Origin of the sequence: Lactococcus allomyrinae (genome assembly GCF_003627095.1) — a bacterium.
GTDB classification, from domain to species: Bacteria; Bacillota; Bacilli; order Lactobacillales; family Streptococcaceae; genus Lactococcus; species Lactococcus allomyrinae.
The window spans coordinates 1,044,902-1,058,997 of sequence record NZ_CP032627.1; the positions used below are offsets into that span (position 1 = coordinate 1,044,902).

The following is a 14,096-nucleotide window of genomic DNA, read 5'->3' on the forward strand; positions in this document are numbered from 1 at the left end:
CGCTTCGAGCTCCTTTCTGTCGCAGTGAAGACATGTTGTCGGGCAAAATTTTATCCGCAACCTCAAAGTTTCCCTTGGGCATTTTGTGTCTCTTTCACTTGCAGAGCATCGTCATTTTCTGATTTAGCACTCTAACCTCTCAAGTGCTAACAAAGCTATTATAACCCTTTGTTTATTGCTTGTCAAGAAAAAAGACGTAAAAATTAGCACTCTTTTTAACAGAGTGCTAATTTATTTTTTATACAACTTTTTCTTTGCTACATCAGGCGAAGCTCTCTAGAAGTCTGCCAGATGTTCATCAGTGTAATGATGATGACAGCAATAACAAAAGCATTCTCAAATCTAATCTCATGACTGACAAATAATATGACATAGTCTAAAAGCAAGAAAGCGGTGATAATTTCTAGCAAAACAAAAGTCACACGCCAAAATTTAATCAGAAGAAAGATTAACAGTGCAAAAATTGCAAGATAAAGCAAATTTTGCCAAGCTGTCAGTGCTGACAGAATCTGGTCAGTAAGTGATTTAACATTTACAAAAATATTATTTAAAAAATGAGTGAAAAAATTATCATGTTTTATCAATATTTTAATCATTTCAACAGTAGCATAGATGAAAAGTGCCACATTAGCATAGAGTAACAACCATACTTTACTGAACATTTCCAATCCTTTCAAAATTTAAGCTGGAAGTAACTTGAGATATTCTTCCAGAGTTAAATGATGCTCCGTCATATATTTAGCATTTTCAACACCCACATAGCGAAAATGCCAGTCCTCATAGTGTACGCCTGTCGATGCTTCTCCTCCCTTGAAAAAGCGAAGGACAAAACCATAAGTCGGTGCAAGCGCTTGAACTTTTGCTGCAATATCTACGGGTTCAGCATTTAGACTGTCCACAGTGCTCATGTCAATCGCAAGTCCTGTTTGATGCTCTGATGAACCTGGGGGTTGAGAGTAGGTTTGGACATTTTTAATGGCTTCTTCCTTAGAAATCTGTTGCCCCGTTTGCTTTACCGTTCCATATCCAGCCATTTCCTGTGAAATATACATATTATAAAGTTCTTCCTGATAAGCAACTGAGCGATAACCCGAAATCAAATGTTCCGCTGGTGAAATTTGTTTAGCAGCTGCTAGGAAATCTTGAGTTGCTTTTTCAATTCTTGCATCGACTTGTTTGCCATCAACCGTTGCAAGCACTGGATTCATCTCAGCTTTTATATTTTCTCGATTGACAAGAACCAAGTCCCAATCTGATTGGTGAGCATTTGGTAAATCTGTTTTTTCACTTTCAGATGTTTTTGAAGTTGATGATGAACTGACAGAACTTTTGTCAGTACTGACGGTTTGTAAGCTCGATTTTTCCGGCTTTTGTAAGCTCTTAAAGATAATAAATGTTGACAAAAGAACAATTATCAACAACGCTAAAAGAATCAATACCGTTTTTTTACTTTTTGTTCTTGATTTTTCTCGTCTAGTTCTGTAAGGCATTTAATTTTTGATTTCCTAAAGTTCTATAGCTCATATCGCCAACAAGTCCAACGGTAAATTTACCATCTTCAAAAGTCAAATGTGTCACCGACCCATTATCTAATCCGCGAGGTCGTGGCAGCTCTGGATTAATAAGCTTAACAAAGCTGCCAATCGTCATCCCATGACTAACAATAACGATATTTTTACTTCCAGTGGTTTCTGCTTCACGCGCAATATCAGTAAAGCCCTCAATAATGCGCCCAGAGAGCTTTTCCCAAGGCTCTGCCCAACCTGCAGTATCCACTGCAAAAATAGCATTAGCAATTTTTTCATCATCTGGAAATGTACCATTAAATGAGCCATTTTCTGCAAAAATTCGTGGTAGGACGCCATCAAACAGTTCTCCATCATAGCCACCATCAAATGACCCAAAACACCACTCACGAATGCGTTTATCAAACCTGTAAGGAATTCCCTCATTGTCAGAATGGCTCAAAATAAACCCCATGGTTTGAATTGTTCTTCCAGAATCTGAAGAATAAGCTCGGTCAAACTTAATTTCTTTCTCTTTAAACCCTAATCCTAACTCTATGATTCCAAGCTCTCCAGCCTCCGTCAATGGCGTATCGGACCAACCTTGCGCCCGTCCAATTGTATTGAACATTGTTTTACCATGTCTTACCAAATAAATATTTACCATTTTAAGTGAACATCAAGTTCTTTAGACTCACTATACTACCCATGCCTATTCGTCCAACTTTTTAAAGAGACAAGACAAAGTAGAATGCTCTATGGTACCAAAATGCTGAGGATTCAGTAAGGCAACAAGTGAGTAACTCGTCACCTACACTTTTGCACTATGAAATTACAAATCAACATTAATGTATTATTGCTTTCACACGAGTTTACCTTTCCCTCATTCCGAAAGCAACTGCGATTAAAGTTAAACAGTATTTCAACAAATTAGACATAGATTGTGAATCTTAAGAGTACTCTCAGTATCCTCCTTTTTCCCTTTTCGACATTTGTAATCGTTTAACCTAATTATAACAAGATGTGAGTATGATTTGCAAGAAATGATGGAAAATAGAAAATCTTGGAGAGAAACAAAGTTTCTTGTAGAGATTTATCTTTTTCACTCATTTCTAATCGTGCGAACTCAGTTATATCAAGATGTGAGTACGATTTGCAAGAAATGATGGAAAATAGAAAATCTTGGAGAGAAACAAAGTTTCTTGTAGAGATTTATCTTTTTCACTCATTTCTAATCGTGCGAACTCAGTTATATCAAGATGTGAGTACGATTTGCAAGAAATGATGGAAAATAGAAAATCTTGGAGAGAAACAAAGTTTCTTGTAGAGATTTATCTTTTTCACTCATTTCTAATCGTGCGAACTCAGTTATATCATCATGTGAAACTGTTTGTCCAGAACTTACAAAAATATAAATCAAACAAACTAGGAATATCAGTGATTTATCCTTATTTTTTTACGGTACTATGGCAAGCTTCGTAGCATTTTTAGTCAAAAGAAAAGACCAAGAGAATAACATCTTGGTTTAAGAAAATAATTTCAATATTCTTCGTCTTCATCCTCATCTTCGCTTTCCCAAGCTCGTGAGAATTCCGCATTACCAAATAATGAAGCCAATCCGCTGACCTGCTTCAGACGTAACAATTCTTCTTTATCCATACCAATGTGAGTCATAATCCAACGGTCACTCATACCTGACTCCACCAATTGTCGTACAATATCTGTCATCAGTTCGATAGAATGTGTTCCGCGTGCTCGGTTGTGGCGAATAGTACTTGCAATACGATCTGTCAATGGACGGTCAATAACCGAAACTGGAAGACATCCCTGTTCACGATCTGCAATAATTTTGGAATTTTTCATCACAAGGTAACGGTGAAATCCATCAACAATCTCGTAGATATCTTCTTCTTTTTCATAGTAGCACACGATTGGCATCGTATATCCATCTTCCAAAATTGAGCGTTCCAATAATTGCATCTCAGGTAGAGCCGTCACGTTAGGATTGTATGCATTCGCTCGAATTTTTTCAAAAGGAACTCTGATGACTTGATAAGCCGGACTTATAAAATCGCTCCCCATTTTTCCATTGCCTCCTGTTTCTTTTGTAATTCATCTTTTGTTTGACCAAAACCCATATATTGACAAGAAGTATCATTTTTCAAAATCGTGATACACATCCTCTTATAAGAAGGAACAAGTCGAAAGCTCTGGATTGGAACGTCATCTGGATAAGCTTTAAATCGGATTACTTCATAATCTTGCTTATATTTCCGATTATTTTTGGGTGCACCAAGTCGCTCAAATTGTAATGATGTTTTTGCTAGTTCATCTATAATTGTCGTGGGTAGAGCACCACCTTTTTTAGTCCAATAATGAATAGACGAACAAAATTTTTTCAGATAAATTTTCCGAGTTTCTGGCGGTAGGGTCATTAACAAAAAATCAACATAACTTTCCCAATTATGCCCTTTAGGAAGGGTAACGCCACGATAACCCATCGCCGATGTCCCACCGTACAAAGAAGCAAAATTTGCTCCATTGACACGTCCTACTAATTTGCCCCAAGTTTCTGGCTCGATTGCCTTGTATAATTTTAAAGATTGGACACCACATTGATGAAAAGGGTTAGCAACACGCATTGATTTAAAAGGCACACCTGCTTGTAAGTATAAATCGTATAAATGATTATAATCAAATCCAAACTTTTTATTGGCAATCCAGACATCCTCAAAAAGCCAATCATAAAGAGGATAGAAATTGAATACATTATGAGCGATGCGTCGGCTATAAGGGATGGTACCAAACCTTGAAAATGTTTCTTTCCTAGTCACAGCATTGTAGCGATTAAGACTTTCTTGCGCTCTAATCCCGACCAAAACAGCAGTTCTTTTGGCACCAGATTTTTGATGGACCCATTGACAAAACTTACTTTGAAAATCATAGTCTGACATTCCTACTTCAAAGAAAGGAAATTCTTGATTTTCTAATGAAATCGCACCTTTAGGAATTGAGCTGACCCAAATTTCTTCGTGTTCAGGATCCCAAGGAAGCCAAGTAGATTGATACATTGAAATACCACAAGAGGCCGAAACTGGAAGGCAAACATGATAATAATCGAAATTGGGAAATTTTCCAATGCACCGATGGACATAATCTTTAGTTTGTTGATAATTTCCTTCGTAATCTAAATAGAAAACTGAAACTTTGATTTGTTTTTCTGCTAGATGATGCGTTTCATAATACTGATGGACAAGTTCCAACATTACTCCTGAATCTTTCCCACCCGAAAAAGAGACTACAATATGCTCAAAATGTTTAAAAATATATTCTAGTCGTTGGTTAAATGCTTCATAAACATTTTCTTTCTGGTAAACTTTCGCCACAATCCACCCTTTCTTCATCATTTCATCAAAATAAAACAAATATCAGCAACGAATATTTTTGCTGACAGACTAACTTTGCTTTATTTACAAGAAAATTCATTTTAGACATCTTATTGTTACTTTTATAATTTAATTATACACTTTTTATACGCATAATCAACCGTTTATCCCGTAATCTATTGATTACTAACAAAAAAAGACTATATTTCAAGAAATTAAAACGGATAAGTTAGCAACTCATCCGTTTCATTGTCATTAATTATTTTTTCAAAAAGTAATCTATAAAATACTTTTGAATCTTTTTTACTGACAAACTTTCTGTCAGTACTGATGATTTACAAAACCCTGTATTCTTTCTTAAATTTCTTTTCGGAAATCACTTTGATATCGCTCTTTCCCATATAAATTAAGTAGTCTCCGGTACTTGCCATGCCACCAAACATCATATTAAAACGTAATTGGTCAGGATTTTTAGGATGCCAAAAGCAGATTTGTTTATCAAATAAATTTTGTACCCATTCTTCAAGTTGTGTATCCGCAGCATCTACACGCCATGCTTCTACAACTGTTTCTCCGATTTGTACTTGCATATTTCTCTTTTCAATTTTTTTCAAAAATATTTTCTGTCAGTATACTGACAGGACTTTAACGATAATCTGTCAGTAACCTTTAATTTTTAAAGGAATGGATAGGTGCTGGAATTTGCCCGCCACGTGCAATAAAGTCTGCTGACGAGGCTTGATTGACTCGCATGACAGGGGCCGTACCAAAAAGTCCACCAAATTCGACATTATCACCTTCCTTACCAATAGGCAAAATCCGTACTGCTGTCGTTTTTTGATTAATGACACCAATCGCCGCTTCATCGGCAATCATCGCTGCAATCGTCGTAGCTGGCGTTGACTCAGGAATAGCAATCATATCAAGACCAACTGAGCAGACACAAGTCATTGCTTCCAATTTTTCAATATTTAAAGCACCGCTTTGCACTGCCGCAATCATTCCCTCATCTTCTGACACAGGAATAAAAGCACCAGAAAGTCCACCTACACGCTGCGCCGCCATGACACCGCCTTTTTTGACCGCATCATTTAGCATGGCAAGAGCTGCTGTTGTTCCATGTGTTCCGACTGTTTCAAGTCCCATTTCCTCAAGAACACGAGCTACAGAATCTCCTATTGCAGGTGTTGGAGCAAGTGATAAATCGACAATTCCAAACTCAACATCCAAGCGTTCAGCTGCCATTTGTCCGACCAATTGACCGATACGTGTAATCTTAAAGGCTGTTTTTTTAATCGTTTCGGCTAAGACATCAAAGCTTTCACCACGCACTTTTTCTAGCGCACGCTTGACAACACCTGGCCCCGACACACCGACATTGATAATCGTGTCTGCTTCCCCAACACCATGAAAAGCCCCCGCCATAAAAGGATTGTCTTCAACTGCGTTTGCAAAAACAACCAATTTTGCATTCAGCCATTTATCGCCTTTTGCCATTTCTTTGATTGTTTCACCCATATCGCGCACAGCAGTCATATTAATGCCTGTCTTTGTTGAGCCAACATTGACTGATGCGCACACACGTTCTGTTGCAGCTAATGCTTTTGGCATTGATTTAATCAGGATTTCATCACCTTTTTGATAACCTTTTTGTACCAATGCTGAATAACCACCGATAAAATCAATTCCGATTTCCTTTGCAGCTCGGTCCATCGCAAGTGCTATTTTTGTGTAATCCGTCGCATCCGTTGCAGCACCTATAATCGCAATAGGAGTGACAGATACTCGTTTGTTAACAATTTTAATACCTAATTCTCGACCGATATCATTACCAACTGTAACAAGCTGACCCGCCTTGCTCACAATCTTGTGATAAATTTTTTCGCTTGCTTTGTCAATGTCTGGGTCAATACAGTCAAGCAATGAAATTCCCATTGTAATTGTGCGAATATCGAAATTTTGTTCTTCAATCATCGCAATTGTTTCTTTAATGTTTTGAATGTCCATAAAAATCCTTATTTTTCTTGAAAAACTGTCATCAGTAAACTTCATTCATTTTTGTTGCCTTTTTACTGATAAAAATTACTGACAGAAGTGCTGTCAGTAAATTTCGGTGCTTACAGCTTGTGCATAGCATTGAAAATTGCTTCATTTTGCACATGAATGCTGACTCCAAGCGCTTTTCCTTTTTCTCCTAATGTTTCTTGAAAGACTTGAAAATCAATTTCTTTAGTTTCGACAAGCATCATCATCGTAAACGCTCCACTCATCAATGTTTGCGAAATTTCAAGAATATTGGCTTCTAATTCAGCAAGTGTTGCTGTCACACCAGCTACAATCCCAATCTTATCTGCTCCTACTACTGTTACAACTGCGCGCATCATTTTCTCCATTCAAAATAAGAGTCAAGAAACTATTTTCAAGAATCCAAACTCAATTTATTATCAATTATTATAACATTTTGTTTTCATTTTTTCTGTCAGTACTGACAGAATGAAGGCAAATTTGATTTATAGTTCGGTTTTTACTGACAGCCTTTCTGTCAGTAAATTTCACAAGATATTTTATTATAATTGAGTTTCCACGATTAGAAATGAGTGAAAAAAGATAAATCTCTACAAGAAACTTCGTGTCTCTCCAAGATTTTCTATTTTCCATCATTTCTTACAAATCGTGCTCACATCTTGTAATTGAGTTCGGCTGCTTAGAGCTCATGAAAAAAGATAAAAGTCTCCAATGAGCGTTGCTCATCTCCGTCTTTTTCTATCTCCGTACCTTTAGCACTCCGCTGTCCATTGGCTTATGCACTAAAGTGCAAAGAGCCAAATGGCAATTTTCATGAGTTCTGGACAAGCAGCCCCATATCTTGTTATAATTAAGCTATCATGAATTTTAAAACCTTTCTTAATTTCACGCGTATTCAAACGCTCCCAGCTGCGCTTCTTTCTCCCATTGCTGGCTTACTGTTCTCAATATGGTATTTCAGGGATTTTCATTTGCTCCCAACTGTTCTCTTTTTTATTGGTCTTGCCGCCATCAATCTTTTTGTTAGTGCTTGGAATAATCTGATGGATTACTACAAGGCGGTGGATCCTGAATATAAAAAATGGAATATCATTGTTGCCAAACAGATTAATCCAAAGCTCGCCTTAAAAATTTGCTTGAGCTTTCTTGTAATTGATGTTCTTGTCGGGCTGGCTGTACTTTTTCTGACCAATCTTGCCATTCTTCCCATCGGTGGCTTTGCTTTTCTTGTCGCTATTTTTTATACCTACGGCCCTTTTGCTTTCAGTCGTTTTCCATTAGGTGAATTGTTAGCTGGTCTTTGCGAAGGCTTCATTGGATTTTTCCTTGCTGTTTATATCAATTCTTTTGATAAAGGTTATTTTTTCATTAGTTTTGATGGTTGGAAAATGAACTGGACTTGGGACTTTGGTGTTCTGTTTCCTCTTTTGCTCGTTGGGCTTGCTTGTTTTGTGCAAAATTTTAATATTATGCTCTCAGATAATATCTGTGACCTTGAACAAGATGTAAAAAATCAACGTTTTACCTTACCTTATTATCTAAAAACACCATTAAGCTTGAAGCTCTATACTTTTATGTATCTATTTGCAGCATTCTGTATTTTATTCGCTATCATTTTTGGAATACTTCCACTTTGGTCATTTTTGATGCTTGTTATTTTGATTAAATTCATTCCAAATATGAAAAGATTCCTCAGAAAACAAGTCAAATCAGAAACCTTCCACTTCCAAATTGACAATTTGATTTTGTTCAATGGTGCGCTTGCTTTTACACTTCTACTCGGTATTCTTTTCAGATAAATGCAGAAAATGGATACTTCGCTATCCGTTCGTTCTATCTCCACTCCGTTACTCTGTCAATTCTCGCTACAGCACTAAAGTGTCTAGTCGAAATCGCAATCAATTAAAATAACAAAGTGAAATAGCAACTTCCAGAGCTGTGCTTTCGTACGAACCCAAAATTTTCTAATTTTCATAATTTCGGAACGCGGCTACTCACATCTTATATTATAAGGAAACACTTTCATCTTAAGTTTTTTCATGATAAAATGACACTATGGTTAAATGGTTTAAGCTCACGAAACATTACTACTTTGGATTTTTTCCACTTGGAATCCTATTTGTTATACTGCAAGAGCTTCCGTATTTTCTCTTGCCGCTTTTTCGCATTTCACTCACTCCTTTAACAAATCTTCCTACCACATTTTTTGGGCTTGATTTCCTTGAAAAATGCTTTGGTATTGGAATGATTCTTAGTTTGATTTTTATCCTCCGTCTTCCCTTATATCCGCAGAACCTCTTTTTGAGGGCGGCAGTTGTTCCATTGGCGAACTATTATATCGGTTGGGGAATTTATAGCTTGGGATTTTGGAATTTGCCATTTTTTCTCTTTTTCCTTGTTGCGATGCCTCCACTCTACTATTTTTTTCTCGGACTTTGGCAGAAAAATCAATTGACAATACTTCTTTCTCTCCTTTTTCTAATCGCACATTTAGCTAATTCTTCACTTAATTTCATAAAATAAAAACGCATAAAATGCGTTTTTATTATTTTACTAACTCAAAATTCATGATAACTGGCTCATGGTCCGACGATTTGAATTGATTATCAATTGTCTTGACATCTAGACTCTTGATATTATCTGATACGAGAAATCCATCAATTGTACCAAAAATATTTTTGGGATTTTTAGCATCATAAGGAACATCTAGAGAGCGCACAGTTGGCGCATTTGTTGGGGCGACAACTCGCATTCCTTTGGTCAAGTTTTCAGTAGGGAACTCCTTCATCCACGTGAGTTCTGGATGAGCTTTTCCTGCTAAAGCGTGATTATAGTCTGCTCCACAAATCACATAATCACCTGCATTGACATATTTTTGCATACTGTCAAATAGTGTTAAGAGTTGCTGTTTTTGAATCTTTTGATCTTTAATAAATGCTGAAAGATGGGTATTAAAAATTACAAATTTTTTGTTTGAATGCTCAATCGGTAAGATATTGACATCAAAGGCTCGATCTAGGTCAAAAAATTTATTGAAATTCGTCTCAATTGGTAATTTATAACGAGTAGAACTTTCAATTTTGTATTTTGAATAAGTCATGATTCCTGATTTTGCTTTACCAATCGGTTTCGTAACTGGGTAAAAGAGATAAGCAGAGTCATAGTTTTGTGTCAGTACTGACGAATAATCTGTCAGTGCATCACGCACCATCTTTGGCTCATCAACGTGCTGACTACGGTCACCTTGCCAATCAATCTCCTGAATATTCCCAAAATCTGGGTTTTGTGTCTTGATTAGGCGAATATCCTCATTAATCGCATCTTTCACCGCTTGCTTACTATAAGCTCTGACATCCGGACCGCCATCCATGAAAAAGCTAAATGATGGCGGATAAGAGCCGTAACCAATGTTGAAAGTCATCATTTTATAAGTTTTACCAAGCTCAACTTGTTCCACTTTTGGACGATTTATCGTTTCTTTGATATCGTTAGGAAGCCTATGATATTGGGCATAAGCGTAAATAAAATAACCACCAACGACCACAATAAGAAGACCTAAAATTCCTCCTAAAATCTTCAAAGCCATTTTTAAATATTTATTCATTTTATTCCAAAGTTTTTCTAATTTTTACTCATAAAAATACAAATATCACTGACAAGTTTTCTGTCAGTGACCATCTTCTATAGCTTGCCGTGCTTATACGAACAATCCCGCTCACTATCTCTGCATCAGCTTATCAGTATACTGACAAGCTTTCATAAGACAATCATTTACTCTCAGAAATCATCTCTAATACTTGCGCAGTATTTCTCACACGCCCAAGACGAGTGAAAATCCCTTCAACAATACCTTTATGCAATGCTTCATTGAAATCGGTCATGGCATCTTCAACTGTAATCACCTGATAACCATGTTGAAAAGCTTCTCTGGCTGTTGTATCACAACCAATCGTCGTCGCAATTCCAGTTAGAATAATCTCTTCTATGCCACGTCGACGAAGTTGCACATCAAGGTCTGTCCCATAAAACGCTCCCCAATTATGCTTCGTCACATGGATAACATTTTTCACATTTTTATCATAAGCAATGGGAGACACAAAGTCTGAGTAGTCATCTGGGACTTGTCCTGCTACTTGCAAAGGTGTGTCTAATTTTGGATGTAGTGTCTCACCACCGTAATTTTTTACATGGACAAAGACAATTAGTGCCTCTGTATTGGCAAGTGCTTTAAGGAGTTGCTCATTTTTCTCAAGCACTTCTTCAGCACCATAAGGCGCAAGTCCTGCTCTTTGTGCTATTCCTTTTTGTAGGTCAATCAAAACTAGTGCTGTTTTATTTAATTTAAGTGTTGACATTTTTTCACTTTCATTTATTTTATTATTGGCTGTATTCAAAAGTAGCCTGAGTTCTAGTTATTCCTTTTTAACTTTCATCCATTTTATTGTAACTCATTTCCTGATAAATTTCATCAACTCGAAATTTGTTCAGACTTTAAGCGACACTAGAGTTGATGCTTTCCGTATTTCAATACTTTTTATGCGCTTTTTTGCGTCCTTCGGCAAAACGACCACTGACAGCTTTTTTGTCAGTAAATTTCCCTTTGGCTGCTTTCGTGTAAAAAGGTTTTTTCTTTGCTTTTTTCTTTTTATTTTCACTGACCGTTTTGTCAGTACTGACAGGGGTTTTAGATTTACTGACAGCTTTCTTGTCAGCCACATTTTTAACTCTAAGCGCTTTTCCAGTGGACTTTTTTCGTTTGTTTTCTGGTTTTTTCTTGATTTTTACATTTTTATCAATCGTATCAAACTCAGATGGAAGATAGGCAAAATCTATTTCACCTGTCATTTTGTCAGCTTTGACCACTTCAATTTTAATGAGCTGTCCGATTTTGAAAATTTGCCCTGTACGCTCTCCTACCAAAGCTAGCATCCGCTCATGATAATTAAAATAATCTCCCTTTAATGTCGAGATATGAATCAAGCCCTCTATCGTATTTGGCAATTCCACAAACATACCAAAACGTGTCACACTCGAAATCACACCTTCAAAATGCTCACCAATATGTTCTTCCATAAACTCTGCTTTTTTCATCTTCTCAACTTCACGTTCAGCATCAACTGCTCGACGCTCTCTATGACTTGAATGTTCAGCAATTTCAGGAATTTTATCTTCCCATTTTTGTAAAAGCTTATCGTCTATTTTTCCGAAACCTATTTCTCGAATCAAGCGATGCACCAAAAGGTCAGGGTAACGACGAATAGGTGATGTAAAATGCGTATAATTCTCAGCAGCTAATCCAAAGTGTCCAGCATTGTTTTCAGAATAACGCGCTTGTTGCATACTGCGAAGTAGCATCGTTGATAACACCATCTCACCTGGTTGACCTTTTACTTTCCGCAAAAAATCCTGCAGTGCTTTTTGATTAATGGTGCCAGCAGTTGTATCTACCTGCATTCCAAAAGTAGCCGCAAAGTCAATAAAACGCTGCAGACGATCAGCCTTAGGCTGCTCATGAATCCGATAAATGAAAGGTAAACCATGTGTCTCAAAATGCGTTGCAACCGTTTCATTTGCCTCCAACATAAAAGACTCAATCATTCGCTCTGCTACACCACGGCTACGTTTTTTAATCTCAACAGGCAAACCTTTTTCATCAACAATAATCTTTGCCTCAACTGTTTCAAAATCAATGGCACCACGTTTTTTGCGCATATTTTCCAAAATATGATGTAAATCAGTCATAATCTCAACAGACGGAGCAATATCAGCGTATTTTTTAAGCGTTTCTTTATCTCCTGCAATCATCAAATTGACCTCATCATAAGTCATACGTTCACTCGTTTTGATAATTGATTGCGAAATTTGATAATTGATAACCTGCCCATCTGGAGTAATCTCCATAACGCAAGATTGTGTCAAGCGATTCACCCGCGGATTGAGTGAGCAAATTCCATTGGACAAACGTTCAGGGAGCATTGGCACGACACGATCGGTCACATATACAGAAGTGCCACGCTCAAATGCCTCTTTATCTAATGGCGAATTTTCCGTAACGTAGTGAGAAACATCAGCAATATGAACACCAAGTTCAAAATTTCCATTCTCCAATCGTTTAGCGTGTACCGCATCATCAAGGTCTTTAGCATCAGCTCCATCAATTGTGAATGTAATCTCCTCACGGTAATCTACTCGCCCCACAATTTCACTCTCTGGCACTTCAGCTGGAATACTCTCAGCTTGTGCTAATACATCCGCTGGAAATTCAGACACGATGTCCATTGAAGCCAGAACTTCCAATACGTCAATTCCCGTATCACCTAATTGCCCAACAATCTCTGTAATAACACCTTGCATAGATTGTGGAAATTCGGCATCTGGATAATGAGTGATTTCTGCCCGAATAATCGCCTTATTTTCAGGAATAAGCCCCTCATCCGTCAAATAAACGCGGTAAGGTATTTTTTTATTACGTGATTTGACATAGCCAATCAGCCCTGTATCTTGCTTTTCTTTTTCATCAAAGGCAACATAAGTTCCAACAATCTGGTGCAGCTCATGCCGGACAATTTCGACAATATGTCCCTCTGCTGCACTTCCTTTGAGTAGATTTGCATTTTTATCGAGCTCAATAAAAACCTCATCTCCATCTAATGCAAAGGCTGTTTGACCTTTTCCAATAAAAACATCTGGCTCATCCACATCAATTGTAACAAACCCAAAACCTGCAGCATTCGCCCTGAAAATTCCATTAATCAGAGCCTTCGCTTCTTCAAGTTCTACTTTCCCTTTACTTGTAAAATGAAGCAGATGTTCTGATTCCAGCGAGGCCAATGTTTTAACAAAAAGTTTGAAATCTCCAGACTTATTCAAATGCAATGCAATGGCAAGCTCTTCAACTGACAAAGCCGTTTTTGAACTATTTTGTAAATAGTCCATAATTAATTCTCTAATATTCATAATTTTTTTCTAAGAATCAATAATCATAAAAATATTTTCGACGACTTATCACTCACTTATTCGTTGTAAAAAGTGACAGGCAATCAAGTTTAAAGTTAGTCTATGTATTTTCAAAACTACTGATTCGTATCCAAACTTTCAAAAAGTTTGAATACATCCTTTCTTATCTCAGTTCGTATGAACTTATTTCTCATTCTGTCAGTAGCATTAATCATTTTATCAT

13 protein-coding genes are annotated in these 14,096 nt (G+C 37.0%); 2 read left to right on the top strand and 11 right to left on the bottom strand.

Annotated features, from left to right (window positions below):
- Positions 1-257: 257 nt before the first annotated feature.
- The 8 genes from D7I46_RS04960 to D7I46_RS04995 all read right to left on the bottom strand — a co-directional run bounded on the left by D7I46_RS04960 (position 258) and on the right by D7I46_RS04995 (position 7,272).
- The gene (locus tag D7I46_RS04960) at positions 258-662 is read right to left on the bottom strand and encodes a hypothetical protein (protein ID WP_120771886.1); all 405 of its coding nucleotides are present in this window, start codon (positions 660-662) and stop codon (positions 258-260) included.
- Positions 663-680: 18 nt separating this feature from the next.
- Positions 681-1,490, bottom strand: coding sequence for a M15 family metallopeptidase (locus D7I46_RS04965; RefSeq protein ID WP_120771887.1), 810 nt, complete (start codon positions 1,488-1,490; stop codon positions 681-683).
- On the bottom strand, positions 1,474-2,172 hold the full coding sequence (locus tag D7I46_RS04970) for a histidine phosphatase family protein (protein WP_120771888.1): 699 nt from the start codon (positions 2,170-2,172) through the stop codon (positions 1,474-1,476). Before D7I46_RS04970 ends, D7I46_RS04965 begins: the two co-directional genes overlap by 17 nt.
- 872 nt (positions 2,173-3,044) lie before the next feature.
- The gene (locus tag D7I46_RS04975; protein WP_120771889.1) at positions 3,045-3,587 is read right to left on the bottom strand and encodes an IbrB-like domain-containing protein; all 543 of its coding nucleotides are present in this window, start codon (positions 3,585-3,587) and stop codon (positions 3,045-3,047) included.
- Positions 3,569-4,912, bottom strand: a complete 1,344-nt coding sequence (locus tag D7I46_RS04980; RefSeq protein WP_338033596.1) for a DUF3440 domain-containing protein — start codon at positions 4,910-4,912, stop codon at positions 3,569-3,571. Before D7I46_RS04980 ends, D7I46_RS04975 begins: the two co-directional genes overlap by 19 nt.
- A 314-nt stretch (positions 4,913-5,226) precedes the next feature.
- Positions 5,227-5,505, bottom strand: a complete 279-nt coding sequence (locus D7I46_RS04985) for a hypothetical protein (RefSeq protein WP_162930836.1) — start codon at positions 5,503-5,505, stop codon at positions 5,227-5,229.
- 55 nt (positions 5,506-5,560) lie between these two features.
- Positions 5,561-6,898 (bottom strand): PFL family protein, encoded by a 1,338-nt coding sequence (locus D7I46_RS04990; protein WP_120771892.1) that lies wholly within the window; start codon positions 6,896-6,898, stop codon positions 5,561-5,563.
- A gap of 110 nt (positions 6,899-7,008) precedes the next feature.
- Positions 7,009-7,272 (bottom strand): ACT domain-containing protein, encoded by a 264-nt coding sequence (locus D7I46_RS04995; protein ID WP_120771893.1) that lies wholly within the window; start codon positions 7,270-7,272, stop codon positions 7,009-7,011.
- A 504-nt stretch (positions 7,273-7,776) separates the two neighbouring features.
- Between D7I46_RS04995 and D7I46_RS05000 the strand changes: the two genes are divergently transcribed.
- On the top strand, positions 7,777-8,715 hold the full coding sequence (locus D7I46_RS05000) for a UbiA family prenyltransferase (protein WP_120771894.1): 939 nt from the start codon (positions 7,777-7,779) through the stop codon (positions 8,713-8,715).
- A 256-nt stretch (positions 8,716-8,971) separates the two neighbouring features.
- On the top strand, positions 8,972-9,439 hold the full coding sequence (locus tag D7I46_RS05005) for a hypothetical protein (RefSeq protein ID WP_120771895.1): 468 nt from the start codon (positions 8,972-8,974) through the stop codon (positions 9,437-9,439).
- A 22-nt stretch (positions 9,440-9,461) separates the two neighbouring features.
- On the opposite strand, the gene D7I46_RS05010 is transcribed toward D7I46_RS05005, so the two are convergent.
- From D7I46_RS05010 to rnr, 3 genes are all read right to left on the bottom strand, one after another.
- Positions 9,462-10,520 carry an endonuclease/exonuclease/phosphatase family protein gene (locus D7I46_RS05010; RefSeq protein ID WP_120771896.1) on the bottom strand — a complete coding sequence of 353 codons (1,059 nt, stop codon included), beginning with the start codon at positions 10,518-10,520 and terminating at the stop codon, positions 9,462-9,464.
- 163 nt (positions 10,521-10,683) lie between these two features.
- Complete coding sequence (locus tag D7I46_RS05015; RefSeq protein ID WP_120773294.1) at positions 10,684-11,271, bottom strand: isochorismatase family protein; 588 nt, start codon at positions 11,269-11,271, stop codon at positions 10,684-10,686.
- Between the two features lie 169 nt (positions 11,272-11,440).
- Positions 11,441-13,873: a ribonuclease R gene (gene rnr / locus D7I46_RS05020; RefSeq protein WP_120771897.1), complete on the bottom strand. Its 2,433-nt coding sequence runs from the start codon at positions 13,871-13,873 to the stop codon at positions 11,441-11,443.
- Positions 13,874-14,096 lie beyond the last annotated feature (223 nt).